Annotated in this window: 22 protein-coding genes and 2 pseudogenes; 14 read left to right on the top strand and 10 right to left on the bottom strand. The window is 68.0% G+C overall.

The window, feature by feature from the left end:
- Positions 1-76 precede the first annotated feature (76 nt).
- From HD597_RS03560 to HD597_RS03545, 5 genes are all read left to right on the top strand, one after another.
- The gene (locus tag HD597_RS03560) at positions 77-268 is read left to right on the top strand and encodes a hypothetical protein (protein ID WP_253740235.1); all 192 of its coding nucleotides are present in this window, start codon (positions 77-79) and stop codon (positions 266-268) included.
- A gap of 672 nt (positions 269-940) precedes the next feature.
- On the top strand, positions 941-1,438 hold the full coding sequence (locus HD597_RS03555; protein WP_253740234.1) for a hypothetical protein: 498 nt from the start codon (positions 941-943) through the stop codon (positions 1,436-1,438).
- Positions 1,439-1,607: 169 nt separating this feature from the next.
- The gene (locus HD597_RS66615; RefSeq protein WP_372513334.1) at positions 1,608-1,898 is read left to right on the top strand and encodes a tyrosine-type recombinase/integrase; all 291 of its coding nucleotides are present in this window, start codon (positions 1,608-1,610) and stop codon (positions 1,896-1,898) included.
- Between the two features lie 144 nt (positions 1,899-2,042).
- Entirely contained in the window at positions 2,043-2,534 is a 492-nt protein-coding gene (locus tag HD597_RS03550; RefSeq protein ID WP_253740233.1) for an IS110 family transposase, read from the top strand.
- A gap of 10 nt (positions 2,535-2,544) precedes the next feature.
- On the top strand, positions 2,545-2,904 hold the full coding sequence (locus HD597_RS03545; RefSeq protein WP_253740232.1) for a hypothetical protein: 360 nt from the start codon (positions 2,545-2,547) through the stop codon (positions 2,902-2,904).
- A 319-nt stretch (positions 2,905-3,223) separates the two neighbouring features.
- Here HD597_RS03545 and HD597_RS03540 read toward each other — a convergent pair whose 3' ends face one another.
- Complete coding sequence (locus HD597_RS03540) at positions 3,224-3,835, bottom strand: DUF6461 domain-containing protein (RefSeq protein ID WP_253740231.1); 612 nt, start codon at positions 3,833-3,835, stop codon at positions 3,224-3,226.
- Between the two features lie 462 nt (positions 3,836-4,297).
- On the opposite strand from HD597_RS03540, the gene HD597_RS03535 reads away from it, so the two are divergent.
- Positions 4,298-6,190 (top strand): LamG-like jellyroll fold domain-containing protein, encoded by a 1,893-nt coding sequence (locus HD597_RS03535; RefSeq protein ID WP_253740230.1) that lies wholly within the window; start codon positions 4,298-4,300, stop codon positions 6,188-6,190.
- Positions 6,191-6,874: 684 nt separating this feature from the next.
- Here the strand turns inward: HD597_RS03535 and HD597_RS03530 are convergent.
- Positions 6,875-7,753 carry an arginase family protein gene (locus tag HD597_RS03530; protein WP_253740229.1) on the bottom strand — a complete coding sequence of 293 codons (879 nt, stop codon included), beginning with the start codon at positions 7,751-7,753 and terminating at the stop codon, positions 6,875-6,877.
- A 124-nt stretch (positions 7,754-7,877) separates the two neighbouring features.
- Here HD597_RS03530 and HD597_RS03525 point away from each other — a divergent pair, with 124 nt between their 5' ends.
- On the top strand, positions 7,878-8,435 hold the full coding sequence (locus HD597_RS03525) for a CGNR zinc finger domain-containing protein (RefSeq protein WP_253740228.1): 558 nt from the start codon (positions 7,878-7,880) through the stop codon (positions 8,433-8,435).
- A gap of 150 nt (positions 8,436-8,585) precedes the next feature.
- Here HD597_RS03525 and HD597_RS03520 read toward each other — a convergent pair.
- A protein-coding gene (locus HD597_RS03520) for an IS5 family transposase (protein ID WP_372513333.1) occupies positions 8,586-9,391 on the bottom strand; the annotation gives its coding sequence in 2 pieces (ribosomal slippage) (positions 8,586-9,046 and positions 9,046-9,391; 807 coding nt in all).
- Positions 9,392-9,669: 278 nt separating this feature from the next.
- On the opposite strand from HD597_RS03520, the gene HD597_RS03515 reads away from it, so the two are divergent.
- On the top strand, positions 9,670-10,509 hold the full coding sequence (locus tag HD597_RS03515) for an IS5 family transposase (protein WP_253740333.1): 840 nt from the start codon (positions 9,670-9,672) through the stop codon (positions 10,507-10,509).
- A gap of 290 nt (positions 10,510-10,799) precedes the next feature.
- Here the strand turns inward: HD597_RS03515 and HD597_RS03510 are convergent.
- Positions 10,800-11,304, bottom strand: a pseudogene (locus tag HD597_RS03510) (hypothetical protein).
- Positions 11,305-11,518: 214 nt separating this feature from the next.
- On the opposite strand from HD597_RS03510, the gene HD597_RS66610 reads away from it, so the two are divergent.
- Together HD597_RS66610 and HD597_RS03495 are read left to right on the top strand one after the other, a co-directional pair.
- Entirely contained in the window at positions 11,519-12,568 is a 1,050-nt protein-coding gene (locus HD597_RS66610) for a glycosyltransferase (RefSeq protein WP_372513332.1), read from the top strand.
- A gap of 216 nt (positions 12,569-12,784) precedes the next feature.
- Positions 12,785-13,219 carry a hypothetical protein gene (locus tag HD597_RS03495; RefSeq protein WP_253740225.1) on the top strand — a complete coding sequence of 145 codons (435 nt, stop codon included), beginning with the start codon at positions 12,785-12,787 and terminating at the stop codon, positions 13,217-13,219.
- Positions 13,220-14,504: 1,285 nt separating this feature from the next.
- Here the strand turns inward: HD597_RS03495 and HD597_RS03490 are convergent.
- The 3 genes from HD597_RS03490 to HD597_RS03480 are packed head-to-tail and all read right to left on the bottom strand — an operon-like array spanning position 14,505 to position 17,610.
- Positions 14,505-15,494: a tyrosine-type recombinase/integrase gene (locus tag HD597_RS03490; protein WP_253740224.1), complete on the bottom strand. Its 990-nt coding sequence runs from the start codon at positions 15,492-15,494 to the stop codon at positions 14,505-14,507.
- Complete coding sequence (locus tag HD597_RS03485; RefSeq protein WP_253740223.1) at positions 15,491-16,414, bottom strand: tyrosine-type recombinase/integrase; 924 nt, start codon at positions 16,412-16,414, stop codon at positions 15,491-15,493. Before HD597_RS03485 ends, HD597_RS03490 begins: the two co-directional genes overlap by 4 nt.
- A complete protein-coding gene (locus HD597_RS03480; RefSeq protein ID WP_253740222.1) occupies positions 16,411-17,610 on the bottom strand; it encodes a tyrosine-type recombinase/integrase in 1,200 nt (399 codons plus the stop codon). The genes HD597_RS03485 and HD597_RS03480 overlap by 4 nt, the downstream gene beginning before the upstream one ends.
- 196 nt (positions 17,611-17,806) lie before the next feature.
- Between HD597_RS03480 and HD597_RS03475 the strand changes: the two genes are divergently transcribed.
- Together HD597_RS03475 and istA are read left to right on the top strand one after the other, a co-directional pair.
- A complete protein-coding gene (locus tag HD597_RS03475) occupies positions 17,807-18,064 on the top strand; it encodes a winged helix-turn-helix transcriptional regulator (RefSeq protein ID WP_253740357.1) in 258 nt (85 codons plus the stop codon).
- Entirely contained in the window at positions 17,965-18,996 is a 1,032-nt protein-coding gene (gene istA / locus HD597_RS03470; protein ID WP_308210553.1) for an IS21 family transposase, read from the top strand. Before HD597_RS03475 ends, istA begins: the two co-directional genes overlap by 100 nt.
- On the opposite strand, the pseudogene HD597_RS03465 reads toward istA, so the two are convergent.
- Positions 18,956-20,097: pseudogene (locus HD597_RS03465) on the bottom strand (IS3 family transposase). The gene istA and the pseudogene HD597_RS03465 sit on opposite strands and share 41 nt — an antisense overlap.
- A 630-nt stretch (positions 20,098-20,727) precedes the next feature.
- Here HD597_RS03465 and HD597_RS03455 point away from each other — a divergent pair.
- Positions 20,728-21,732 carry a hypothetical protein gene (locus HD597_RS03455; RefSeq protein WP_253740220.1) on the top strand — a complete coding sequence of 335 codons (1,005 nt, stop codon included), beginning with the start codon at positions 20,728-20,730 and terminating at the stop codon, positions 21,730-21,732.
- A 57-nt stretch (positions 21,733-21,789) separates the two neighbouring features.
- Here HD597_RS03455 and HD597_RS03450 read toward each other — a convergent pair whose 3' ends face one another.
- Entirely contained in the window at positions 21,790-23,085 is a 1,296-nt protein-coding gene (locus HD597_RS03450) for an MFS transporter (RefSeq protein ID WP_253740219.1), read from the bottom strand.
- 313 nt (positions 23,086-23,398) lie between these two features.
- Here HD597_RS03450 and HD597_RS03445 point away from each other — a divergent pair, with 313 nt between their 5' ends.
- Positions 23,399-24,013 carry a TetR/AcrR family transcriptional regulator gene (locus HD597_RS03445; protein WP_253740218.1) on the top strand — a complete coding sequence of 205 codons (615 nt, stop codon included), beginning with the start codon at positions 23,399-23,401 and terminating at the stop codon, positions 24,011-24,013.
- Between the two features lie 136 nt (positions 24,014-24,149).
- Here HD597_RS03445 and HD597_RS03440 read toward each other — a convergent pair whose 3' ends face one another.
- Positions 24,150-25,559: an MFS transporter gene (locus HD597_RS03440; RefSeq protein WP_253740217.1), complete on the bottom strand. Its 1,410-nt coding sequence runs from the start codon at positions 25,557-25,559 to the stop codon at positions 24,150-24,152.
- Positions 25,560-25,795 lie beyond the last annotated feature (236 nt).

Genomic DNA, 25,795 nt, shown 5'->3' with positions numbered 1-25,795 from the left:
GCAGGACGTTGCCGGTGTGGTGGTACAGCCCGCCGCAGACGGCATCGGACCGGCGGCTGGCACACCCGTGGTGGGCGTGGCCGTACAAGGTGGGTGGGCCGAGCGCGTTGCCGTCGACGTTGAGCAGCTCGCCCCGTTGCCCGACGAGGTCGACTTCGCCACGGCCGCCACGTTGCCCATCGCCGGGGTCACCGTGCTTCGCACCCTGCGCCTGGGCGGGGAGGTCCACGGGCTGGCCGACTGGGCAGAGCGGAATCGAAGCGGGTGAGTGTGTGTTTGGCGCAACTGCCAGGGTCTCGTGTCGAGTTGTATGCGGCGATCCGGCGCGACGCCCGATCGGGCATGTCAAACCGTGCGCTACAGCGCAAGCACGGCGTCGGCTACCGGACCGTGGCCGCGGCGCTGGAGTCGGCCTGGCCGAAGGAGCGCAAACCACCCCGAAACGCGGCCCACGTCTGGACCACTAGCGAGGCGTCATCGACGACTGGCTACGGTCGGACCTGGACGCACCCCGCAAGCCTCGACACACCGCGAAGCGGATCTTCGACAGGCTCCTCGATGAGCAGAATGCCACCGACGTGTTGCACTGGATGGTGCGCGAGTACGTCGCCACCCGTCGACGTGAGATCCGGATCGAGGCAGGCCGGGAACCCACGGACACGTTCATCCCCCAGGAGCACCCGCCCGGCCGCGGGGCCGAGGCCGACTTCGGCGAGGTGGCGATCCGGCTACGCCGGAAACTGGTCACCTGGCACTCTGTTCAGCCTGCGACTCTCCTACTCCGGCAGGGTCGTGCACCGGATCAGTGCCTCGGCCGGCCAGGAAGCCTTCTTCGAGGGCCACGCACACGCGTTCCGGGTCCTCGGCGGTTATGTGGGTGACATCACCTCCACGATCTCGTGAGTCAGGTCAAGATGGTCGTTCCCGTCGAGGAGCGGCCATGGTCTGGCAACCACAGCTGGTGCGGCGTGTCGACGCCGCCGGGAACCTTGAGCTGTCGCTGGGGCACGCCCTGGTGGACGACTACTTGGCGTTTGTGGCCGCGCGCTGCAGCCCCAACACCCTGCTGGCCACCGCCTATGACCTGAAGGTCTTCTTCTCGGCGATCTCCAAGGAACCGGCTGACGTCGTCACGGCGGACATCTTCGCGTTCATCACCGCGCAGAAGGCGCCGCGCCGCGGACCGAAGGTGGTCCGCCTGGAAGACGGCGAAGCGGGGTTGTCGCGCGCACCATCAAGCGTCGGCTGTCCGGCATCTCTGGGTTATTCGGATACTTGGCGACCCGTGATGACCTGGCGATCCAGCGCAACCCGGTGCCGACTGGCCTGGCCAACCGGCGTCGTGAACAGCGGCGCGGATCGCCGCTGTTGCGCACGCCGCGCACTTTGCCGCGTGTCCTGGGGCCTGCCGAAGTCGAAATGGTCCTTGACGCACTGAATACCAGGCGAGACCGGGCCATGCTGCTGGGCGGGCTGCGCCGCTGTGAGGTCCTGGGTCTGCGGCTGGGTGACCTGTAACCGGGAGAGCGCCGGGTGTTCATCAGCGAGGGCAAGGGCGGGCACCAGCGGCTGATCCCCATCTCCGCGACGTTCTTCACCGCTGTTTGGTGACTACCTGGATCAGGAGCGGCCTGTGTGTTGACCACGACCACCTGTTCGTCGTGCTGCGCGGCCCGACGCGTGGCCGGCCGCTGTCGGCCGACGGGTTGGATGAGATCCTCGACGGCGTCCGCAGGCGCACCGGGCTGCCCCGGCTCAGCTGCCATCACCTTCGCCATACCTGCCTGACCCGGCTGCGGGAGGCCGGGATGGCCCTGGAAGCGGTGCAGGCCCAGGCTGGACACCCTCGATCGAGTTCACCCGGATCTATCTCCACCTGGCCAACGCGTGGTTGGTGAAGCAGTACCTGGACGCCAGCGCCGCCGGGGGCGGCAGACCGGCGTCAGGGACATGCCCCAGCGAGGGCCGACCAACGAGGTTCCGGGAGCAGCCCTCACTACCGAGATGGTCTGTGACCTGCGGTAGGAAGGGGTGCAGCGCCGGTGTTTGTGGGATGGGACTGGGGCAATGTCGGTCACGACGTCACGGTATTAGCGCCGGATGGGGCCAAAATCGACCAGTGGGCGCTGGAACACACCGAACACAGCCTCACCTCGGCGCTGGCCAGGCTGAGGCGCCACGGTAGCCCGGAGGAGCTGCCAGTCGCGATCGAGACCACCCGCGGGCTGGTCGTCGACCGGCTGCTGGCCGCAGGGCATCCGGTCATGCCGATCCACCCCAACGCCTTCAACGCGATCCGCCCCCGCTGGGGCGCCGCCCGGGCCAAGACCGACGCCGGCGACAGCTTCAAACTCGCCGACTACCTACGCACAGCTGTATTGTGCAGCCGGCCAGCGGGTGGCGCGGCCCGGATACGCTCGCGCACCTGGAGGAACCGGCCGGGCGCGGGCGGCCATCCCTTCACCGGCGGACGGCCTATGGGTGGCAACCTCGTCGACCAAATGTCTTTGATACAACCTTCGATGCCTGAGTAGGCTCAAGGCCGTGGGAATCAACGTCGAGTTGCTTCGCCAGGAACCCTCTGCTCGGCCCTTGACGAAGGGCAAGTGCCAAGAGCGGCCGTTGTTCACCGTCCTTGATCAGGTGATCGACTGGGACGAGATTTTGCCGCGGATGCTCGACCGAGTGCACGACTCTGGGCGCACTCCCACCATCGATCGGATCGAGCCACACGGAGATGTCATCTTCGATGAAGCCCAGGTTCGTTCGCTTCTTGTCGAGCTTCCTCAATTGGCCAGGGTCTCTCGCGGGGAATCGGAACAGCAGATAATGCGGGAACTCCAGAGACTTGGCATGGCTTGCTTAGCGACGCCGGTCCTTCAGTTGCGCTTTGTCGGCGATTGATCGCTGAGGGCATCAAGGGGTCAAGTGCCCGATGGGCGGACCGTTCCCTGCAATACCAGTTTTCCTGTGCTCCTGTCATGGAGCACGCCCTCTCGAGGGGCCGGAGATCTGCCCGCCGTGGCTGTTACGCGGCGCGGGCAGTTCGGCTGAGCACGCCTGGCGCAGCCGTTTCTCCGGGGATCACGAGTTTGCTGTGACGGGTTCTCGCGTATGCCGGCCGCGACGTGATCGCGGCCGAGGCAGGTGTTCTCGGTCGCCCGCACGCGGTCTGGCGTGTGAGCGCCGAGCGTCGGCCATGTCCTATGCTCGCGGATCGCACCTACTCGTACGGCACCCGGCCGGTGATGATTCCCCCGAGCAGTGGGGCCCCTTCCACCATGGTCCGCTCGAACAGCACTCCGGTGACGCGGCTGGCCAGTGCGAGCACGGGAGCCACCGACGGGCGCACGGACGGCGACGCCAGGCCGGCCGGTTCCGGCTCCAGGCCGAGTTCACGCAGGTGGCCGTTCAGCGCGTCGGGCCGGGCGCCCCACCGCTTCCCGGGTTGGCGAGTGTGGAAGGCGGTACGCCACTCACCATCCACGGCATGGCCGAAGTGATGGGAGGCGGTGTAATCATTCCGCATGACGGCGACCGCCTCGCCGCCCAGGGACAATTCACGAAGGACTTCCGGCCGCTTCCCCTCCCAGCCGAGGGCCTCATAGGCCAGCGTCCAGCCACGCACCCGCGTCACGACGACCAGCTCAGAGAACTCGCCGACCTCTTCGTGGTACTCGTCCCGCTCATCCCAGGTGTATCGGCGGATGTTCGCGTCGGCGACCCCGAATCTGCGCAGCGTTTCCCGCTCGCCGAGGTCGCGCACGAACGTGAGGGTGTAAACCCCTTCCCACACGTCCTGCCATGCGTAATCGTGCGAGGTCGCGAGCCTCATCGAACGTACTCCCCCTGTTCATCGCCGACCCCGGGACCAGGCCAGCTCGACACAGGATCACGAGCCATCGGACAGACGGTGATCCGGGAAGGAGCCGCCCCGCACGCCTCACCCGCCGAGGGCGAGCAAGCCGATCTTGGCAGGAGAGCGCGATTGCATCCATGCCATTGTGAAGGATGGCAGTAAATTGGCGAATTGAGGCGGCCTTACCGCTCACCGCCCGGGCATGAGCTGCGCCATGCTGTCCCTGTCGAACAAGTCGACTGCTTCGCGCGCTAAGGGGGATCTCGGGGCGTGCGGGGTGAAGCATCGGGGTTCGTGGCCGCCATTTGCCTCCACCGCTTCCGCTGCCGTGCCTTACGGCCGCTGGACCGGCTGACTGGACGTACCGAAGATCATGTCCGCCATCCGCGATCCGAACGGGCGGCATCCGGCTGCCGCGGTGATCGGGAATGGGGAGACATGTACGCATTACGCCGTATTGTCACGGCGGTGACCCTGGCGGCCGGAGTCCTGGCGGTTCCGGCCATGCCGGCTTCAGCGCACACACTGGACCCGGATCTGGTGGCGGCATACGCGCTTGAAGAAGGCACGGGCGGCACCGTTCACGACGTGTCGGGAAATGGCCACAACGGCACCGTCCAGGACCCGCAGTGGGTGGCCGGAAAACTGGGCAGGGCACTCGGCCTCGATCGCGGCGAGGACGGCGCGGACCGTACGGTCATCGTTCCCGACGCGCCCGGGCTCCGTACCGCCTCGGCGATGACGCTCGAGATCTGGGCCAAGCCGGGAGCGGAATACCAGCCGTGCACGTTCGTCTCCAAGAAGATCGAGGGCGACGATGTGTCCTTCCGCCTGGGCAGCGACAGCTTCCAGCTGCGGGCCGGCGGTGTCGTGTGGAATCAGGACTACGGCACGATCCTGCCTCCGGAGTGGTTCCATATCGCCGCGGTCTACGACGGAACGACTCTCCGCCTCTACGGCAACGGCTCCGAGGCCTTCTCCATGCCTGCCGCCGGAGACATCGACTTCGGCGGCGGCCCGCTCATGATCGGTGGCGGAGATGACTCGTGCCCGGACGGCGCGGTGGACGAGATCCGGCTTTACCGGCGCGCGCTGTCGCCCGAGGAGATCGCGCGGGACATGAGCCGGGCCGTCGCGCCCGATCCGCTGAGTCCTCGTGACCTCGTGGCCGACGTCAGCTCGGAGACGGCCCAGCTGACCTGGACGGCGCCCGCGGAAGAGGGTGACGTGACCGGGTACGAGATCCACCGGTCGGTGTGGGACAACTTCACACCATCGGACGAGACCAAGGTCGCCACGGTGACCGGCCTCACCTACACCGAGGGCTGTGTCGACCGGGGCGAGTACTTCTACCGCGTCGCGGCGCTGGACTCCCTGCAGGCCCGTCACGCCACTGACCGGGTCTCCGCCTTCATCACTATGCCCGACTGCCCGCCGGGCATGCCGTCCATCAGCGTGACGCCCTTCAGGGGATGGGCCGAGGTCCGGGCGGGAGGTTCACACGACGAAAGGGGCGTCACCGGCATCCAGATCCACCGCTCCACCGAGCGGGACTTCGAGCCCACGGAAGAGACCCTGATCACCACGATGCCGGACGGGCAGGAATACGCGGACTACCTCTCCGAGGGCGATGACTACTACTACCGGGCGGTGGCCGTGGACACCGCATCCCACCTCAGTGAGCCCTCCCCCGTGGAGAGTGTCCGCATCTCCGCGCCTGCGGACCTTGGGGAGTCCCTGTACGGCGCATTCGCCTTCGAGGAGGGCTCGGGCACGACAGTGCGTGACTCCTCCGGGAAGCGGCACGACGGCACCTTGACCAACGGCACCTGGGTCGAGGGCAAGCACGGCAAGGGGCTGCGACTCGCCCCCGGAACCTGGGCGGTGGCACCGTCTTTCAACGCTGACGGCGAGGTGACCATCGCCGCCTGGGTCAAGCGGAACTCCTCCGTACGTGACTTTGGCGGCTTCCTCAGTCACAGGGCCAGTGGCTCGGACAACGGCCTTGTCCTGTCGGCGGGGGATTGGTGGGGAAGCTCGAGGGCCTACATGGACAAGCTCCACAACTCTCCCGCCGTCGGTCCCAACCTTCCGGCCCACGTGTGGCACCATATGGCCGCTACGTATGACGGCAAGTACCTCACCTTGTACATCAACGGTGAACCCATCATCAGGAACCAGCCGGGGGCGTCCTTTTACGGCTCCTCCCAACTGTCCATAAGTGGGACGTTGCTGTACGACTACGGGCTCGTCGTGGACGACGTGCGCACCTACAACGCCGCTCTGACCCCGCGGCAGATTAAGAGCATCGTCGACACCCCCGTGAGTTGAACAGCCTCGCCAGGCCGCTCCCTGACAGCTGGTGGGGAGCGGCCTGGCGCACGATTCGCGACGTGCTCGTCGATCAAGGAGCCCCGGACGGCTGCGATCACGTCCTAAGTCAGCCGGCGGGCAGCCATCCCCTCGTCCTGGCGAACCCCGGCCACCAGCGCCGCCAGCAACGGCACCCCGCACGCGAACCCCACGATGAACAGCCAGGGAATCTCAATCGTCGTCGGCCCGGGATCGAAAGGGAACCTCATCCATCAGCCCGCCGTACCAGACGTCGGATCCCAGCGGCCACGACAGCGCGATGCCGGCGACGAGCCCGGCGACGAGCCCGGCGACGTACGCGGTGCCCGGCCACCACCGGCCGCCTGACCCGCGCGGGTACGCTGATCGCCGAGATGGTGTCCAGGTCATGCCGCATGCCGGCCGTGGCGAGCCCAGTGGCGGCGAAGGTGCCCTCCGAGTGCCAGCACCATGGCGATCCCCAGGAGCACGGGACGTGGCCGGTAAGGCCTTGAATGAGGTACATCGTGGGATAGCGCCTGGCGACGTCGTCGAAGCCGGAGGGCACGTGGACCCACAGCGGCCGCTCGTGGGGTCGCCCAGCGGGTTGCCACGCAGCCGTGGCGGTCGATGATGTGGTGGGCGAGGTCGGCAGATCAGGCAAGAATGGAAGATCTCCTCGTTTCAGCCGCGCATGGAGGTGACGAGTGTGTTGGTCAGTTCCCCTGCGAGCCGGCCGTCCGGGTCGAGGTCGGGGTCGAAGATGGTCACCTGGAATCCGGTGCAGCCTGGCGCCGCCAGCAGCGGGGACAGCAGTGCGATGAGCTCATCGTGCTGCAGGCCGCCGGGATCGGGTGAGTCGACGGCCGGCATCACGCTGGGGTCGAGGACGTCGACGTCAAGGTGTACCCAGAAGCCGTCCAGCTTGGCTTGTTCCAGGTGGGCGAGAGCGGCGCCAGCGGCCGCTGCTGCGCCCTCCTGCCGGATCCGGCTGACGCTCCACACCGGGATGCCGAGGTCGTCGAGCTCGTCCTGGTTCTGTTCCTCGTCCCGGACGCCCACCACGACCACGTCGGAATCGCGCAGGTACGGGCGGCGGCCCTCGAGGTCGGTCAGATCCGCCTGGCCTCGTCCGGTGACCAGGGCCAGGTCCTCTCCGGCGGCAGCTCCGATGTTGGTGGAGTTGCCCAGGTGTCGGAAGTCGTCGTGGCCGTCAACGAACACCAGGCCATAGCGACCGCGCCGGGAGAGCGCCAGCGTGGATCCGAGCAGGATGCTGCAGTCTCCGCCGAGGACGATGGGGAAGCTATCGTCCTCGAGCAGCGCCTCGATCCGGTTGGCGAGGCTCACGGTGTACGTGGCCATGGCGGCGGCGTTGAAGACTCCGTCGCCACTTTGCCATCGGCCTCGGTCGTAGCGTGGCGGGGTGACGCAACCGGCGTCTTCGGCGGCCAGGTGGCGTTGCAGACCGCGGTCTCGCAGGGCTCCGGGCAGCTTGTAGCACCCAGGCACGGTGCCGGGCGCGGGCGGCCGCAGGCCCAGGTTGGAAGGGGCGTCGAGCAACGCTGGTCGTCGGTACACCTTTAGCCTCACTAGTGTATACGCACTTGATGGTGAGAATTCTGCGCACCATCGTTCAACCTGTCAAGGCGACTTAGATGGTGAGATACTGGCAGGTGTGAGCGCAATGGAGCTGGTCGGCAACAGCCTCTGTCTCGACTTCGCCAACACCGTCAGCAAGAGACCCGGAGGTCGCGACCAGTTGGCGACGATGGAGGGGTTGCTGACCTGGGCGCAGGTGGCCGGAATTCATCCGCCGGACGCCTTCGTCGACGTGGGCGGTGTCGCGTTGAACGACGCGATCGAGCTGCGCGAGTCCGTGTACCGGACGTTCTCGGCCATCGCCGCGCAGCGGCATCCGGACTCTGATGACGTCTCCGCGATGATGAGCACCTACGCGACGGCGCTACGGTCGGCCTCCCTCCACCGCGAGGGCGACGGGCACGTCCCGCGCTGGCCGGGGGAGCGATCGGCACGCGCCGTCCTTTGGCCCGTCGCCGCCTCTGCCGCGCGGCTATTGCTGGAAGGTCCGCTCAACCGGGTGGGGGAGTGCCCCTCGTGCGGGTGGCTGTTCCTGGACACCACCCGCAACGGCAGCCGCCGCTGGTGCAGCATGGCGATGTGCGGAAGCCAGGTGAAGTCGCGGCGGTACTATGCCGCCAAGACCGCGCACCGCGGGTCTTGACGATTTCTCGCCGATGGCACCGGATTCTGCCGGCCATGGCCCGCGACATACCTTCCTGCATGTCCGCTACTTGGCTGTTCCGTCGTTCCCTGAGGTGGAAACACGGATGTCTCGACCTCGCAAACAGCGACCTACGACTTAGACAGTGACTCAATTGGTGAGTCGGCGGTAGCAGATGAGGGCTGCAGCGATAGCGACGAAGGATGCGAAGTGGTCGGCCCGGCGTTCGTAGCGCCGGTGTAACCGGCGGCAGCCGGCCAGCCACGAGACCGTCCTTTCCACGACCCAGCGGTGGCGTCCCAGCCGCTGGCTGGATTCGATCCCGCGACGGGCGATACGCGGGACGATGCCCCGGCCGCGCAGGAAGGCCCGCAGGCGGGGATAGTCGTAGCCCTTGTCCCCGTGAAGCTTGCCCGGCCGGCGGCGTCGTGGTCCGCGGCGGGAGCGAATGGGCGGGATGCTGCGCACCAGCGGTTCCAGCGCGACACTGTCGTGGAGGTTGGCGGCGCTGATCGCGACAGCGATGGGCAGACCCGTTCGTTCGGTGATGAGGTGGATCTTCGACCCTTTCTTGCCGCGATCGAGCCGATTCGGGCCTGTCAGGTCCCCCCTTTCATCGCCCGGACGCTCACGGAGTCGATCGCGCACCGCGACCAGTCCAGCTCTCCTCGCGCGCCGAGCTCGTCCAGCAGGACCCGGTACAGCTTGGCCCACACGCGCGCAGCGCTCCACTCGGTGAAGCGCCGATGCACCGTCTGCCAGGACGCGCCGAACACCGGCGGCAACTGCCGCCAGGCGCATCCCGTGGTCGCCACGTACACGATCGCCGCCAGGATCACTCGATCGTCGACCCGCCGCCGTCCGCCACCCTGCGGCCGCGTCGGCGCCGGCGGCACCACCCGCAGGAACAACTCCCACAACTCGTCAGGCACCAGCCGTTGAAGGAACGCATCCACGAATGAACTAACGATCAATCCCCAAATGAGTCACGGTCTTAGTGGGCGTTTAAGCCCGACTGGTGGCATATGAGGGCTTTTGTTCCGTAGGTTGATCGCCGGATCGGCGCACTCTTCGACCCGGTTCGGTACTCAATCGGCGGTTCAGGCCGACGCACCGCGCCCGCCTGACCCCGAAAGCTCCCGTCTCATCCCCGCATGCGGTACCTCGCCCTGGTTTGATCGACGGCCGGATGGCCGTCTGGCCAGCCGCGTCACTCCGGCAGTACCCCAAAGGCATGACCGAACCGCGACCGTATCCCAGCGACCTGTCCGACGCCCGATGGGCGCTCGTCGAGCCCGTCTTGACCGCCTGGCGAGCCGAACGCCGCGCAGGCGCCCTAGACATCGGCCGGCCGCCCGAGCATGACCTGCGCGACATCTGCAACGCCATCCTCTACGTCAACCGCACCGGCATCCCCTGGCGCTACCTGCCGCACGAGTACCCGCCCTGGCAGACCGCCTACGCCTACTTCGCGCACTGGCAGAAAGACGGCATTTCTGACCAGCTCACCAGCCTGCTCCGCCGATCCGTCCGCACCGCGGCCGGGCGTGACTCCGAGCCCACCGCCTGCGTGATCGACGCCCAAAGCATCAAGACCTCTACCAACGTGCCCGCCACCAGCCAGGGCTACGATGCCGGCAAGAAGATCGCCGGCCGCAAGCGCACCATCATCACCGACACCCTGGGCCTCCTGCTGGCCGTGCTGGTCACCGCCGCCAGCCTCTCCGACAGCGCCGCCGGACTGCCCCTGCTCGTCACAGCCGCCACCGACCGGCCCACCCTCACCAAGGCCTGGGCCGACAGCGCCTACCGCACCACCGTCATCGAGGGCGGCGCGGCCCTCGGCATCGACGTCGAGATCGTCCGCCGCGATCCCGCCACCAGAGGCTTCACCCCATTGCCGCGGCGCTGGCCGGCCGAACGCACGCTCGGCTGGCTGATGCTGCATCGCCGCCTGGTGCGCGACTACGAAGCCCGCCCCGACCGCTCCGAAGCCATGATCCACATCGCCATGATCGATCTCATGGCCCGCCGACTCACCGGCGAGAACACCCCCACCTGGCGCGGCACCTAAACCCGGGATCAGACAGGATCAAACGCCCACTTAGGCAGGGGGGCGTGAATTTGGCGAAGAGGCCCTGAGCACGTGCAAGCTCGTTCAGGCCGTGTCGCACCCAGGCGAGGTCACCGGTGGCGGCGATGCAGATCGCCCATTGGGCTGCAAGTCCGCCACGGCATGCGACGCACTCGATGTCCGTCTTTAGCCTTCGCGACTTCGACCATGATGTCTTCGCCGGCGGGCCTGACGACGCTCGTCCTGACGTCGGCAGCGACCGACCTCCGCTGTCGAGAAACAACAGGCCGTCAGGTCATGATCCACTGAGCGCTTTCATCCTGAGTAGCGCCTTCTTCGATGAGCTGCTGGACGAGGATGGCCTGCACGGTCGTGGTGGCGCGGTGCGGGCAGCAGCGCACCCGGGCCAGGATCTTCCAGGTCTTCAAGGTGGCAACGGCGCGTTCGCCGCAGGCGCGGACGCGAGCGTGTGCGCGGTTGACCGAGCCGGAGTAGTACGGCCGTTCGTCGGCGTGCCGGTCGATCGGGAGCAGGGTGCCGTCCAGGATGGCGTAGGCCAGCCGACCGGCGCGTAAGGCGGCAGCGTGGACGTCGTCGGCGAGCATGGCGAGCAGCTCGGCTGTCTCGCGGACGTAGCGCCAGGCGGTGGTGGTGGGCGAGCACGAGCAGGGCTTGCCGGGACGGGTTCAGGCGCCGCCACCGGCAGCCGCGCTCGGCACGCTGGGCGCGGATCAGTTCCGCCAGCCGGATCAGGGTGTGCTGGGCCGGCGGAATCGCGGCAGGATAGGACAGCAACGAGGCTCTCCGGTAGAGGCATCGGATCTTGGTCGACTGCTGTCTTACCGAGAGCCTTTTCTCGTGCCGACCCATCCTCGCGCCGACCCTGCTGACCAGCGCGATCAGGTTGGAAAGCTTCCTTGTTGGCCCGCGCTACAGCGGTGGAATCGCCTAGACCATCCTCAACTGCCGTCGGGTTGTCCAGGAAAATCGCCCTCACCGTTTTCGGCCGGTGCAAGGGTCCGCATCTGCGCCACGGTCAGTGTGGCGTGCAGGAGGGGCACCTCATCACCAGGCACCGGCTCCCATCGTACGCCAAGCTCCTGCACCGTCACCGCCACGGCCCGCTGGGCCTGGCGCCATACACGCGTCGCATGGACCTCGCCCTCCGATAGGCCCTCGGCCGGACGATCCGCCGGCTTGTGGAAACCGGCATCGTCCGCACCCCGCACAAGGCAAGAACAAGCCCGGCTCCCAGAAGCGGGCCGACCGCGCCCATGCCCGCCTTGGCGGCCCCGGCAAGCGCGCGAACGTCCAGCTGAGGAGCTGGAAGATCCTCCAAGTTCCGCTGCAGTCCGTCCAAGACCGGCCACCTGGCCGCCCGCATCCACCCATCCCCAACAGCGTGCCCGCTACCCGGCTGCCCCCTGCTGACGAAACCTCCAAACTCATCATCGCCGCAGGCCGCCTCATACCCGTCAAGCGCTACGACCTGCTCATCGACGCCTTCGCCAAGGTCGCCGCCCAGCGCCCGGACTGGGGGTTGCGCTTGTACGGCCGCGGCCCCCAGCGCCAGGCCCTGCGCACTCAGATCGACCAGCTCGGCCTGCACGAGCGCGTTCACCTCATGGGGGCCGTCTCTCCCATCGAAACCGAATGGGTCAAAGGCTCCATCGCCGGGGTCACCTCCAGCGTCGAATCCTTCGGCCTGACCATCGTCGAAGCCATGCGTGCCGGTATCCCCATCGTGTCCACCGACTGCCTGCACGGCCCGCGCGAGATCATCACCCATGGCCGCGACGGCCTCCTGGCCACCAACGGCGACCCTCAAGCCATCGCCGACGCCCTGCTCCGCCTGATCGACGACGGCACGTTACGTCGGACGATGGGTCGCGCCGCCCTGCACACCGCCCGCACCTACCAGCCAGACCGCGCCGCCACCCGCTACGAGAGCCTCATCACCGAACTGAAGGCCCACCGGACACCCTTCCGGCTCAGCCGCCCGCGATTCCGCCGGCCCTCCAACGAAACACTCGAGCCACCACCCCCGCCGCGCCCCTAAGCGGACTGCCTGGTAGACTCCCACGGGGACATCCAGGTGAATCTCCACCCGGAATCGCCCGCCGTGGCCTTGATGTGCCGCCTGCGTGCCGACCCCGGCACGACACTGCACCTGCCGCAGACGAGCGCTCCGCTCGTCCTCAGCCGCAGGCAGCCTTGCTTGGCCGGCGGGCGCTGGGACCTGTTCGTGGAAGGGCGCGACGGCACTCTGACACGCTTGACCGCCGGCCTGTGCGACACCCGCAACCTGGTCGGCGGCGGGGACAACCTCAACGTGTGGATTCCCTACGCGACGGACAAGGACAACCTGTCCATCCGCGTCTGGCAACGATCTCAGCACGCCGTGGTCGATCACATGGACGTCGGTACGGACGATACGCACGTGGCAGGCCGCCTCGTGGAGGCGGGAGCCGCGAGCACGGTGACCGCCGCACTCGCCGAGTCCCGCTCAGGACGCAGCGCCGAAGCCCAGCTGACATCGGGTGACGGACGGTTCCGCATGGTCGTCGACCACGGCCGCCTCGCGGCGACGGGCGAGGACATCTGGGATTTGTGGCTGCGCACCGCGGAAGGCGAGCCCATCCGCGTCGGCTTTCCCCTCGACGACATCGCGGAGCCGTCCGAGGTCGCCGTCTATCCGGCGTGGAGCTGAACGGGCTGCGGATCCGGCCGTACTGCACGGCCTACGGCAACCTCTCGATCCGCGTACGCCGATGACAGCGGTGTTCACGAGCACCGCGCCCTCGGCCGCCCGGAAGGGGCGTAAAAGAGAATCCCGCGAGGATGGACTGGCTGAGGGCGCGCCCGGCTCGGGCGGCGGTCAGTCCCTGGTGTGGGGCGCTCGCTGCGTAGGTCGCGCTCCAGCCCCGAGGCCAGCGCGGAGCTGGGCGAACAGGCGCTGCTCGGCGGCCGCCGAGGTGCTGGGATGCGGGGTCGGAGCAAGCCAAATGCCGCAAAGCGATTGACATTGGCAGGAATCCGCCTTGCCGGGCGCCGCTCGTTCCGCCGATGATGAAGGAGCTCCTCTCGGGGCATGGCAGAAAAGAACTCGGGTGCGGTCGAACGCCTCGTCCTTCATGGGCGAGACGTTCGAACCCTCATCTCGCACGCGTTTCAAGCCGCGCACGGTCGGCGTGGTGCCCTAGGTGGTGGCGGTGCCCGAGCTGCTCGTGGTCACGCGGCTCCTCGTCGGCAGCGAGCCGGTACGTGGCGAACGACCGGCACATGAACCCATTCGGCATGCGGCACACGCAGCCCGCCGCGCACAGAGGACAAGGGGCGGCGGCGACATCCGCCACCTGGCGTGCTGTTCTGCCCCGACGCCGCTGCTCGTGCGTACGGCGCATGAGCGACGTAGGAACGCCTGATGATGAACACCGGTAGCGAGGGCCACCAGACACCGGAGCGGGTGTACTTCGTGTTCCAGGCGCTCAACATGCTGCCGGCGTTGACCGCGAAAGAGCACCTCGAGCCGCCGATGCGGCGGACGGGCCAGCAGGTGACCGTACCAGAGGTAGGTGCAGGGGAGCCCGGTGAGCTGGACTCAACACCCGTTCGGGCAGGAGATCCTGGTCATGCTCTTCCTCCCACGACGGAGAGGCGGTGGACGTGATGGAGGAGCCCACGCCGGACAGAGCCCATCCAGGTCCACGGAGGGTGAGGTCACAAAGGCTGTCGACGATCACGGAATTGATCAGTTGTGAGGCTTCCGCCACCACGTAATTGGGCTGGTCAGGACGTGCGTGGCGAGATGGACCCGGTCATCGGAAGATCAGCATTCTTGCCTCGTCACGGGACGGGGGGCTGATGGCGAGGAGGACGTTCGACGTGGTGGACATCACCGATTATGCGGCGGCGTAGGTTATGCGGCTCGGCTGACCCCACCGGCCAGAAGTTACTGGCCAGAGGGTATGTGGCCTGGTGAACACGCCGCATAATCAAAGGCTGTCCAGGAACGCGATCAGGGTGTCGGGTGCGTGGTAGCGGCCGGGGCGGGTCTGGGGGCTGTTGGTCTTGGCGAGGGCTTGTTCCTTGAGGGCGAGGTCGGCATGAAGGTAGATCTGGACGGTTGTGATCTGCTCGTGGCCGAGCCAGAGGGCGATTGTCGATAGGTCGACACCTGCGTGCAGCAGCGACATGGCGCAGGAGTGCCGGAGCGTGTGCGGGGTGACGTGCTTGTCCTGCAGTGACGGGCAATCGGTGGCTGCGATCTGCCAATGCCGCGTGACCAGACGTCGGATCGCGTCCCGGCTGAGCGCGCCGCCGCGCGGCCCTGGGAACAGGGGCGTGTCCTCGTCCGGGGGAACCTCTCGAAGCCATGCCGTCATCACTTTGACGGTTTGGCGGGTGAGTGGACAGGCGCGTTCCTTGCGGCCTTTCCCGGTGCAGATGAGATGAGGGCTGGCTTCCAGCTTCAGGGCCCGGCGGCGCAGCGAGGTCAACTCGGAGACGCGCAGTCCGGTCTGCGCCGCCAGGACCAGCAGAGCGTGGTCGCGGCGTCCGGTGCGAGTTGACCGGTCTGGCGCGGCGAGCAGTGCCTCGATCTCCTGCTTGGTCAAGAAGCAGACGTCGGTGCGGTCATGGCGTTTGCTCGGGATCGCGAGGACCCGTTGGATGAGGCCCGCGTGCTCGGGATGGCGCAGGGCCGCGAACCGAAACAGCGATCGGATCGCGGCCAGCCGGGTATTGCGGGTCCGGGTGCTGGCGTTGCGTTCGTGTTCGAGGTGCTCCAGGAACGCGCCGATCAGTGGTGCGTCCAGGTCAGCGAAGTCCAGCCGGGACGCCTGCGTCCTGGTGCGCTGACATGCGAAGGCGACCAGCAGCTTCAGGCTGTCGCGGTAGGAGGAGATCGTGTGCGGGCTGGCCTTGCGCTGCCCGACCAGCCGCTCGACGAAGAAGGCCTCCAGGGTTGGGGCGATGAGTGTCATGAGCGCGCCTCCGTGGAGGCTTCCAGCCGTCGGGCAGCTTGCCCGAGCAATCCCGGAGTGGCCGACAGATACCAGTAGGTGCCGGCGGGTGTCGCGTGGCCGAGGTAGGCGGACAACACGGGCAGCAGCGGTTCGGCGTCGATGCCGTCCGCGTGCCAGCCAGCCAGTGTGGTCATGGCGAAGCCGTGCCTCAGGTCGTGCATCCGGGGCGAGCGGTTGTCCGGGTGGCTCAGGCCTGCTTGACCGGCCAAGCGCCGGAACAGCGCCGACACGTTCGGGTAGTGAAGCCGGGTGCCCACTGTGGAGACGAAGAAGGCGCTGGTCACAGGGTGCGGGCGATGGTGTTGCCTGGTCCGGGCGTAGTCGGCCAGCGCCGCTGCTGCCGTCGGATGGATCACCAGTTGACGGGACTTGCCGAACTTGGTGTCCCGGACCACGATCAGGCGGTCGTGGGGACGGACGTCATCGTCGTCCAGGGCGATCGCCTCGCCGATACGCATGCCGGTGATCGCCACCAGACCGATCAAGGTCCGATAAGTGGCCGCGCGCAACGGCGGGTCCAAGGCGCCGGCCGCGGTCATGAGCGCGGCGACGTCGTACTCGCTGAACGCGTACGGGATCGCGCGTGGGACAGGCGAGTAGATCAGACCCGTTGGCGGGATCTCGGTAGCTGGGTCGAAGGCCTGCAGGTAGCGGGCGAACCCGCGCACCACGCTCAGCCGCTGCCGCCACCACCAGCGGCTGGCCTGAGCGGGCAGGACCGACCACTCCAAGGCGATCTGCGTGGTGATCACCGCGGCCTCCTGCTCGTGCAGGTAGCGGGTGAAGCTGTTCAGCATGCGCTGGGACTGGGTGAGTTTGAAGCCGAGCGCGCGACGCAGCGCGAGGTATTGTTCGGCAGCCGCCTGGAAGTCGGTCATGCCGCACCTCCGGGCCATGGCCGGGCCAGCATCCCAAGGGCCTGCCGGTCGGCCTTGGCGTAGATGGCGGTCGTCGACAGGTCCGTGTGCCGGAGCACCTGGGCGATCTGCGGCAGCGAAGCACCGCCGTTGAGCATCGCGGTCGCGGTGGCGTGACGGAGTCGATGCGCTCCCGCCCGGGGCAGCCCAGCGCGGTCGCAGGCGCGGTAGACGATGTTGGTCACCGCGCAGCCTTCCAGCTCACCATGCGGTGCGCCGATCCGGCGGAACAGCGCGCCATCAGCCTGACGGGGCCGCCCGCCGCGCACGTAGTCCCCGATCGCCTGCCCGACATCAGCCGGAAGCGGCAGCACGTCCACACGTGAGCCCTTGCCGCGCACGCGCAGCGTTCCGTCCCGCCAGCCGACGTCAGACAGTTGCAGCGCAGCGACCTCTCCAGCCCGCAGACCCAAGCGCGCCAACACAACCAGTACGGCGTAGCCTCGCCGCCCAGCGATCGTTCCTGGATCGCAGCTTGCCAGCAGCGCGGCCACTGCCTCCGGCTCGGTGGCGTTGGGTAAGGCCGACAACCGCCACTGCGCGGGCATCAGCACGGCCTGCGCCAGCGGCCCGGCGATCAGCCCGTCCAGGTGCAAGAATCGCAGGAAAGACCGGACGGCCACCGTTACGCACCCGGCCCACCCGGTGCTCTTCCCCGCGCACTCGGCCGTGACGAAGGCGAGCGCCGCAGCAGCGCTCACGCCGCCGACATGTTCGTCTGGTGGACTCGCGGCCAGGAACCGGCGTGCCACGGTCAGGTACCGGGTCGTCGTTCCCTCCGCGAGCCCCCGCTCCTGCATCAGGTAGCGGCGATAGCGGGCCAGCAGTTCATCGCGCGAGGACATTGGCGTCGGATCCGGCACGGGCAGCAGGTCCTCGGCCGCCAAGCGTTCAGTGAGCCAGCCGAGCGCCCTTGGCGAAATGTGACACTTCAGCCCTTTCGCCCGGCGCTGAGCGAAGAACTCCCGGACACGCTCGGCTGTCAGGTCGGCCACATTCAGATCCCTGGCCTGCATCCAGCGGCTCAACTGAGCCGCCACCTGCAGGAGAGGCGCCGCTGAACCCGGTGTGTATCCCCGGGCGACCAGCTCGGCCCGGAAATCGGGCGCGTGCCTGGCCAGCGGGCCGCTGAACTGAACCCGTAACGGGTCATTCATCCCTGTCTCCTCGTTCGGTCGAAAAAACCACGAGCAAGACAGCAGCCTCAGCCAGAAACCAAGATTATGCGGCGTGTTCACCAGGCCACATACCCTCTGGCCAGTAACTTCTGGCCGGTGGGGTCAGCCGAGCCGCATAACCTACGCCGCCGCATAATCGGTGTTATGCAGAATTCTGCATAACACCGAGATCTTGGTGCACTGGCATGCCGGCCGGTCGAAGAACGAGATCGCGGCGAGCTTGGGATTGGCGCGTAATACGGTGCGCAAGTACGTGGCCGCGGCGGAGGAGGCCGGGATCGTGCCGGGCGGCGCGGCGATCAGCTCGGCCGAGTGGGCAGCGCGAGTGCGGGAGTGGTTTCCCGAGGTGGCCGACGGTCGGCTGCGGCAGGTGACGTGGCCGACCATCGAGCAACACCGCGACTACATCGTCGGGCAGCTCAAGGCGGGGTGACAGTCACCACGATCCATCAGCGGCTGCGCGATGAGGAAGGGCTGGCGGTCAGTATCGCCTCGATGCGCCGTTATGTGCACGCGAACCTGCCCGAGGAGGCGCGGGCTTCGCAGGTGCGGGTGCTGCGTCTGCGCGAGGTCGAACCCGGCGCCGAGGTGCAGATCGATTACGGGCAGCTGGGCCGCTGGACGGATCCGAGGAGCGGTCGCCGTCACACGGTGCAGGCGTTCGTGATGGTGTTGCCCGCCTCCCGGCACATGTTCGTTTACCCCGTGCTGAAGATGGATCAGCAAGCGTGGAGCAGTGCGCATGTGGCCGCGTTCGCCTTCTTCGGCGGCTGCCCGGCCAGGCTGGTGCCGGACAACCTCAAGACCGGCGTGGATCGTCCTGATCTTTATGATCCGAAGATCAACTGCGCGCATGCCGAGCTGGCCGCGCATTACGGCGTGCTGGTCGACCCCGCCCGCTCCCGCAAACCGCGCGACAAGGCCAGCGTCGAGCGGCCGATGCCCTATATCCGTGACAGCTTCTGGCGCGGCCGCAGCTTCGCCAGTCTGGAGGAGATGCGCGAGCAGGCGGTGCGCTGGTGCCTGGAGGTCGCCGGGACTCGCGCGTGCCGGCCGCTGGCCGATGCCGCACCGTTGGTGGTGTTCAACGCTGTCGAGGCCGGGCAATTGCAGGCGCTGCCGCAGGCGCCGTTCGTGCTGTCACGCTGGAGCAGGGCCAAGGTCGGCCCGGACATCCATGCCCGCGTGGACAAGGTGCTCTACTCGATCCCATGGCGGTATCTAGGCCGTCAGCTCAATGTCCGCTCCACCGCGACCATGGTGCAGTTCTTCTGCGGCGGCGAGTGGTGTGCCCCGGGTTCGGTGGAGTCGCGTTCCTGGATTGTCATGCCACGGTGGGTGTGTTCTCGAACTGTATCGGGGTGAGCATGCCCAGGCTGCTGTGTCGTCGTTGCCGGTTGTGCCAGATCTCCAGGTACGCGAAGATCGCGTTGGCGAGTTCGATGCGGGTGTTCCAGCGCTGACGGTCGAGGAGTTCGACCTGCATCCGGGACCAGAACGACTCCATCATGGCGTTGTCGAAGCAGTCGCCGACGCTGCCCATCGAGGGCAGCAGGCCGGAGTCCTTGGCCCGCTGGGTGAAGGCCCAGGATCCGAATTGGACACCCTGGTCGGAGTGGATGATCGTTCCTGCGGGTGGCGTGCGGTTGTCGATGGCCATGCCTAACGCGCTGGTCACCAGGGTGGCGGTCTGGGTGGAGTCGATCGACCAGCCGACCACCCGGCGGGAGTAGGCGTCCAGCACCACGCAGCAGTACACCTTGCCCTCGCGGGTCGGGTGTTCGGTGATGTCGGTGATCCACAGCTGATTGGGGCCGGTCCGGGTGAAGGCGCGGTCGACCAGGTCGGTGGCGATCTGGTCGGGCTTGGCGCGTCGCCACTTGGGCCGGCCGCTGAGGCCTTCCAGCCCGGCCCGGCGCATGAGCAGCTCCACTGCTCCGTGGCTGACCGTGACCTGGTGGCCGAGGGTCAGTTCGGCGTGCACCCGGCGGGCGCCGTAGGTGCCGCGTGAGTCCTGGTGGATCTGCTGGATCAGGTCGGTCAGCCAGGCGTGCCGAATGGCCCGCGGCGAGGGCGGCCGGTCCTGCCAGGCGTAGTAGCCGGACACCGACACGTTCAGGACGCGGCAGGCGATCTCGACCGGGATGCCTTCGCCGGCCATCACCGCGATGGCTGCGAACCGTCTTTTGGGGGCGCCGCCTCGCGGACGAGCTCGATCGCGCGCCGGGTGGCCTGCAGTTCGGTCTCCAGCTCGGCGATGCGCCGCTTGGCAGCCGCTAGCTCGGCTTTCTCGCCGCTGGTCAGGCCCGGCTCCAGGCCGCGGTCGATGCGGTCTTGGCGTCGCCACGTGTAGATCGTCTGTGTGCTGATGTCCAGGTCATGCGCCAGCTCGGTGGCCGCGCGGCCTGCTTCGAGCAGGTCCAGTACCTTGCGCCGGAACTCCGGCGGGTAGCCCCGTCGTCCCATGCCACTTTCCTCTCATCAAGCGGCACAAGAATCCAGAAATCCACCTCCACTCAACCCCGGGCACACCAGAGCCTCCACGAAACCCGGACCGGTTCACTGATCAAAACGCATCCGCGCAAGCTGTCGGGCAAGCAGACCGATCTGGGCGACTACCCGCCCGAGCGGGTCGCCTTCCACCAGCGCACTCCGGCCTGGTGCCGCAGACAAGCCGAGCAGATCGGCCTGGCCTGCATCGAGGTGGTCAACGTGTGCTTGAACCCGTCCGGATTTGATGGAGGCTGTCCATCAAATCCGGAGGGTTCAGTCCACGCCGAGTGACCCACGGCAGATGCCACCGCCCTTCGGCTCGCCGGAAGAGCTCGCCCATGCCGTGGCCGCGTTCTGCTACTCATCCGGCCTGTACGAGTTCGCCCGCCTCCTGGCCGGGCTGGCCGAATGGGTCCGACCGAGACCCCGCCGCGTTGCGGGCGGCGTTGTACCCATGGTGGCACCCGTTCGACCCGCATGTTTCGGCCACGACGAGCACCAGACCCGTGAAAGCACCGTCGGCACCTTGCGGCACGCCCTCCTGGCGTTCGCGTCCCCGCAGGACGGCAGGACTCTGTCGGACGACCCGCCCCAGCTCGGCGCGTGGCGGCGACGCCGAATGCGTTCGACCGGTTCGCCATCCGTCGTGCCCTCGAGATCGCCGGACGGTTCGAGAACGGCGGCAGGTACCCCGTCCTACTGGCCACCCCCACGACGGGCTCCGGCCACCTCGAACCAGGCGTCCTGCTCGACCGGCTCGAACGCGTGGAGGCCGTCGGCGTGCAGGCGCTGCCCTGCGACCTCGCCCAAGCACTCTTGCGGCTGCCGCGCGAGGTGCCCAGCGGGGAAGTGCGGCGCGCCGAGCGGCTTGTTTCGGATGCGGGCCGTGGCTGCTCGGCCTGGATGCGCGGTGACGGGCCGGCCGACCCACGGGTGACCGTCTCCATCGACACCCGCAGTGGATACCGGGTCGAGCGAAGTCTGCGCGCCACCATCACCCTGCCCACCACGCCCCACGTGGCCGAGCCCGTGCTGGAGCCGATCCGCGGGCTGCTGGAGCCGCGGCCCGACACCGTTTACACGCTGGACCAGTGGCCGCCCGTCCTGCCGTCGAATCGGGAGGTCGTGGCCGCTCACCTGGCCTGCTGCCTGCCGCCCTGGATGGACAGCAGCGATGGCCAGGTGCGGGCGCTGGGGGATCTGGTGCACGGCCAGGGCTCGCTCGGCACCGGCATGGCGTACGCGCTGACTTGCGGCATGGGCCACGAGCGGGCCGCGGAGCGCGCGGCCGCCACCGACGCCCTGCTGACGCTGGCCGCCCGCGGCGAGGTGCCGGTGGCGGAGCTGGGGGAGGCGGCCATCGCGCTGGTCACTGGCGACTTCGTCAAGCTCAACCGGGTGGTCGCGGCGCTTGACGACGCCACCCTGGCGGGCGCGCACGAGGTGACGTGGGCGGTGATCGCACGGGTGCTGCCCGGGTTACTGCCCCAGGCCGGCGAACGGCCCTGCGCGGGGCTGGCCGGGCTGCTTGCCGCGGGAGCGAAGGCGGCCACGATCGCCGGGGTGCGCACGGACCTGCCGGAGGTGGCGGCGGCCTGCCCGGTGTAGCGGATTCCCGCTCCGTCACATGCGGCGGCCACACCCGGCAGCTGGCTGGCCACCGTGTTACGCGGGCTCCACGGTGGCCGCTCGTTCCGCCGCGCCCTGGACTGCCGGAGGCTTCAGGAAGCTCGTGGCCCAGGCGACCGGAATGACGATCACAGCGATGATCAAGCCGGTGATCACCGCGGATGAGGCGGTGGAGCTGCCGATCGCCACACCACCGGCGGCCGAGCCGAACGCGATGCCCACGTTGACCGCGGAGGCGGGCAGCGACTGCGCCAGCGCGCCACCGGGTCCGGCCAGGCTCATCACGCGGTACTGGAGCGAGGGCGTCATGACGCCGATGAACAGGCCCAAGGCCAGCAGTCCCAGCGCCACGAGGACCGCGCTCCCGCCGATGAGGTAGAGCGCCAGCAGGGAGACCGCGACACCGGTGGTCCCGACGATCAGGGTGCGTGCGGCGTTGGTGTCGGCGAACCGGCCGCCGCTGAACGAGCCCGCTGCCGTGGCCGCGCCGTAGGCCAGGAGGAACGCGCTGATCAGCGCGCCGGAGACGCCGGTGACGTCCTGGAGGAACGGCACGAGGTAGGTCAGGGCGGCGTACAGCGAGGCGTACACGAGGAAGGTCAGGCCCAGTACGGCGAGGACGCGACGAGCGAAGGCGTGCTTGGCCTGGCCGACGGCGCCGCTGTCGATGCTGGCGACCGAAGGGACCAGCACCAGCGTGGCGATCAGAGCGATCACGGTGAGCCCAACGACCGCGATGAACGAGCCGCGCCAACCCAGCGCCTGGCCGATCAGCGTGCCCAGCGGCGAGCCCAGCGCGGCCGATACCGTGACGCCGGAGATGACCACTGACATCGCCCGGCCCATGCGCTCCGGCGGGACGACCGCGATCCCGGCCGAGAACGCGGCACCAATGAACACGCCCTGCAGAGCTCCGGCGACGACCCGCGCGGCGAGGAACAGGCCGTAATCGGTGATCAGGACCAGAAGCAGGTTCGCCAGCGCGAACAGGAGGAGCGCGCCGATCAGCACAGCCCGCCTGTTCAGCTTGATGGTCAGCATGGTCAGGATCGGACCACCGAGGGCCAGACCCGCCGCGTAGGCCGTCACCAGCGTACCGGCCGCGGGAATGGAGACCTGAAGGTCGTCAGCGATCAGATCGAGCACGCCGACCACGAGCAGTTCGGCGCTGCCCAGGACGAACATGCCGAGGAACAATGTGGCCAAGATGAGGCGCGCTCTACCTGGGCTCAGTGCTGCTGGCTGGGTAATCATGTTCTTCTTTCCTGTTGTGTTGCGTGGAAGGTCCGGTCGATGCGCCGGCTGGGCCGGCGACACTGCCGAGATCTCCAACGCCGCGATTGCGTGCGGTTCCCCGGTGCCATGAGCAGCGCGGCGAGGGCGGCAGGGTAACCGTTGAGAGATGCCTGCGGCGACACGCCTGGTCCGCGGATCACCTGTCGCAGGGTGCGCCTCATCAGCTTCTCCCCGTGCCATCGGCTGATGGTGGGGGCGGACTGTCACAAGAAGACTGCTCCCCATAGAAGTGGACCAATCAGTCCCGGACTGACTGGTCCCTATCATTGGAGGCCGACTGCCGGATGTCAAGGCCGCCGCCCGGAGATTCCGGACCTACCGGTCCGCTATGCTTGCAGGGGAGGGAAAGATGGCACGAAAGCCCGATCCGAGGACCCGCGACCGCATCTTGAACGTCGCGTCCCGCCTATTCCAGGAGCACGGCCCGGACGGGGTGGGGCTGCAACAGATCATCGATGAGTGCGGCTGCGGCAAGAACGTGCTCTATCGCGAGTTCGGCAGCAAGGATGATCTGGTGGTCGCCTACCTGGACCGCTGCCGGCAGGAAGGGGCCGACTTGATCAAGGAGGCGACCTGGCCCTTGCGTGAAGATCCGGTGGGACAGCTCATCGCCATCGTCGGCGCGGTGGCCGAGCGGGCCGCCACCCCCGGATTCCGTGGCTGCCCTCTTCGCAACAGCCTGCCCAGCTTCCCCGACGCTGATCATCCGGCGCGCCGGGTCATCGTGGACTACCACCTCGCCAGGCGGGCCCTCTTGCGCGAGCTCGCCGAGCGAGCGGGAGCGCGGGAGCCGCGAACGCTAGCCGACAAGCTCATGCTGCTCATCGACGGCCTGGATGCGAGCGGTCCCATACTGCGGGAGGAAGGGGCGGGCGAAGCAGCCGTCGCCCTCGCGAAGGAGGCCGTGAGCGCCGCTGTGGAGGGCAGGCAAGGTGGACTCCGAAGGGCCCACGAGCCGGTCTGATGCCTTGGTGCCACACACAACGCGGAAAGCCGACCGAGGCCGTGCGCGTACCGCCGACCTGACCCAAGACGCGAACCCGGCAGCGGCTCGAGCGGAACACCGCTTCGCCAGAGCCTCGCTCATGGCGGCTGCCGCGCTAGGCAACACCCTCACCTTGTGGCATGCCGCTCGTCGCGGGGGCGACGGCCGGTCGCCTGCCCGGAATGCCGACCGCGATCAGCATGCCGGCGAAGGCGATGGCGGTAACCGCGCCCATGGCCGCCGTGAACCCCGTGCTGAACTGTGCGGCCGACGCGTAGCCTCCGACGCTCGCGAAGACCGCGACCGTCACAGAGGTGCCGAACACGGCGCCGAACATCCGCAGCATCATGAACGCGCCGGAGGCTTGGCCGATCTCCTGTGGTTGAACCGCACCGACCACCGCCTTCTGCGCCGCGGGCATGGCCATGGTGAGTCCGGCGCCGCCGATGATCAGTGCGGGGAGCAGTTCGAGATAGGCCGCGTCGGCATCGGCGGCCAGAGTGATCCAGCCCATCCCGACGGTCTGCAGCAGCAGCCCGCCCGCCACGAACTGCCGCTCGCCGACCCTGTCGGCCAACCGGCCGGCGATCGGCGCGCACACCAGCAGCGTCGCGGTCCACGGCATCAGTCGCAGGCCCGCGCCGAACGGCCCTTCACCGTGAACGGTCTGAAAGTACTGAGCGAGGAAGAACATGGTCCCGTTCAGCGAGGCGAACACGGCGAAGTTCGCCGGATTACCCGTGGCGAACGCCCTCAGCCTGAAGAAGCGCATCGGCAGCATCGGCGTCTTCGTGCGGCGTTCCCAGATCACGAAGGCGATCATCAGCGCGATACCGAGCACCAGGGCGCTGAGCACTTCCACGCTGCCCCAGCCCGCCGCGTTCCCGCGGACCAGAGCCCAGACGATGCCGAACGCGCCAAAGGTCACGAGCCCGACGCCGCCCAGGTCGAGCCGGTTGTTCGGGCCGACGCTCTCCTCGACGCGGCGCGTCGTGAGCAGGATCGCGATCAGGCCGACGGGCAGGTTCAGCCAGAAGATCCACTGCCAGGCCAGGCCCTCGGCGATGACGCCGCCGATGAACGGCCCGCTGAACGTCGCCAGGCCGGTGAACCCCAGGTACAGCCCCATCGCCTTGCCCCGCTGCCGAGGCGGGAAGATCGCGCTGATCAGGGTGAGCGACAACGGCAGCACCATCGAGGCTCCCAGCCCCTGCAGCGCACGCGCCGCGATCAGGGCACCGATGGTCGGAGACAGCGCGCAGGCCACCGACGCGATGGTGAACACCGCTAGCCCGGTCACGAACATCCGGCGGCGGCCGAATCGGTCGCCCAGTGCCGCTCCGGTCAGCAGCAGCACCGCGAACGTCAGGTTGTAGGCGGTGACGATCCACTCAAGGGATTCGATCGATGCCGACAAATCCCGCCGGATCGTGCTCAGCGCGGTGGTGACCACCAAGCTGTCCAGGGCCATCATGAACGACGCCAGCGATGAGAGCCCCAGCACCCAGGCCTGCTTGGACGTCATCCGTTCTGCATGAGTCACCGTTTCTCCTTTTGAACGGACGTGTTCAAGGCATGGAGGCAGACGTGGCACAACGACTCACTGCCCTCGCAGGACACCTCCGGCCCAGGCACCCAGGCCGGCTGGTCGGCCGCGCGGCACCGCGGGGTACGGACCGATTGCCCTCGGCTCCGCTCGGTGGTACGACGGTGATCGGTAAGGCCACGTCCGCACCACTCCGGCGGCGCCGTAGCTGATCG

Source organism: Nonomuraea thailandensis, assembly GCF_024172165.1.
GTDB lineage: Bacteria > Actinomycetota > Actinomycetes > Streptosporangiales > Streptosporangiaceae > Nonomuraea > Nonomuraea thailandensis.
This window is presented reverse-complemented; position numbering and strand designations above follow the sequence as displayed.